This is a genomic window from Paraburkholderia madseniana (assembly GCF_009690905.1).
Classification (GTDB): Bacteria; Pseudomonadota; Gammaproteobacteria; order Burkholderiales; family Burkholderiaceae; genus Paraburkholderia; species Paraburkholderia madseniana.
This window is the reverse complement of record NZ_VOSW01000270.1, coordinates 1-1,433: the sequence shown is the minus strand read 5'-3', so window position 1 is coordinate 1,433 and position 1,433 is coordinate 1. Positions and strand designations below refer to the sequence as shown.

1 protein-coding gene is annotated in these 1,433 nt (G+C 60.4%); it reads right to left on the bottom strand.

Annotated elements, in window-relative coordinates; genetic code table 11:
- Positions 1 to 9: 9 nt before the first annotated feature.
- Positions 10 to 1,341 (bottom strand): IS4 family transposase, encoded by a 1,332-nt coding sequence (locus tag FSO04_RS45755; RefSeq protein WP_154568005.1) that lies wholly within the window; start codon positions 1,339 to 1,341, stop codon positions 10 to 12.
- Positions 1,342 to 1,433 lie beyond the last annotated feature (92 nt).

Here is a 1,433-nt window from a genome sequence, read left to right as displayed (position 1 = left end):
TAATGCCGTTCAGTTAAGATCCTTCTTCAAGAAACGAACGGTATAACGGTGAGGTCGAGATTTGACGACCCGGTCGCATGCGCGGCCGGGTCGTTTTTCATTGGGCAGCGACTTGAGGCGCTCACGCAGGCGCTTCAGACAGGCGGGCAATTTCGCATAGGCCGGCGTTAGCGCGGCCCACATCATTTCGTGCTGGATCGTGTGCAGGGCGCGCACGAAGCTGATATCGGTCGGCTCGAGTTTCGCTTCCCATGCGGCGCTGGCGATCTCACGGCGAATCAGGTTGTAGGCGATCAACGCACCCCATATCTCCTGATACACACCTTCGACCGTACGACTGCGCAAGGTCAACTCCGAGCCGAGCATCGATTGCTTAAGCTCGCGGTAGCTGGTTTCGATCTGCCAGCGACGCTCGTAGCAGGCCAGGATATCAGCGGGTTTGAAGCGGCGACGATCGCCCAGCGAAGTCAGTAGCACGCGTTCGCGCCCGCGCGCATCGATGGTGCGGATCGCCCGCGCATTCCAGAATTCAGGCAAAGCCGGACACTTCTTGCGCGCCTGCGGCGAGACGCGCATGCGTACCGTCGCATCGTCAGCGGTACCCGCGATCACTTCCCAGCAGCTATTGGATTTGGCGGGAATCAGGAAGTGGCGGTTACGTCCTCCCATCGTCAGGCCACAGAGGATTTCGGCAGACAGAAAGCCTTTATCGAATACCGTCAGCGAATCTTCCGGTATCTGCGGCAACAGGCCTTTTGCATACACCATCTCGTTGGTGTCGTAACGGCCGAAATTGATGTCGGCGACCAGATGCGTCGGAATCGCCGTGAGCGTCACTGCGCGCACCTGCGGATAGCTGGCCACTCTGCCACTGGCGTAACCTTGCGCGCCGAAGTGCTCCCGGTTGGCGGGGCTGTCGGGCGTGCGTAGCGTGGTGCCGTCCATCGCCCACAAACTCAACCCCTTGAACGCATGGTGAGCCGCGTCCTGCCGGGTCCAGGCCCGGGCTGTCCGGTCAAAAAGCCAGGCCAGCGGCGCTTCGCCGATGCGCTGACGCGCCTGCGTCACCGCGCTCTTGCTGACGAATGGTGCATCCTCGCTGGGCAGCGCCAGATCGAGTCCGTCGAGAACTTCACTGATTGACCAGTGACGGTACATGGCCAGAGCGATCACCAGCCATACCACCTGCTCGGACGGCAGGCGTCGCCGCCGCAGGCTTGCTGTGCCCGTAGCACGCACCGCGTGCTCAATCCATTCGTAAGGCAGATGCTCAGCTAGCCGGCTCAGGTCTGCTACCGGCTCTTGCGCTTCGATCAGATAGGTAAGGTGGGCTGAGAGCATCGTGCCGAAAAGTTAACATCCCGGCGCGCCGTTTACAACCTCTTCCTGCTCTGCAAATGAAAATGCCGTTCAGTGCTAACTGAACGGCATTA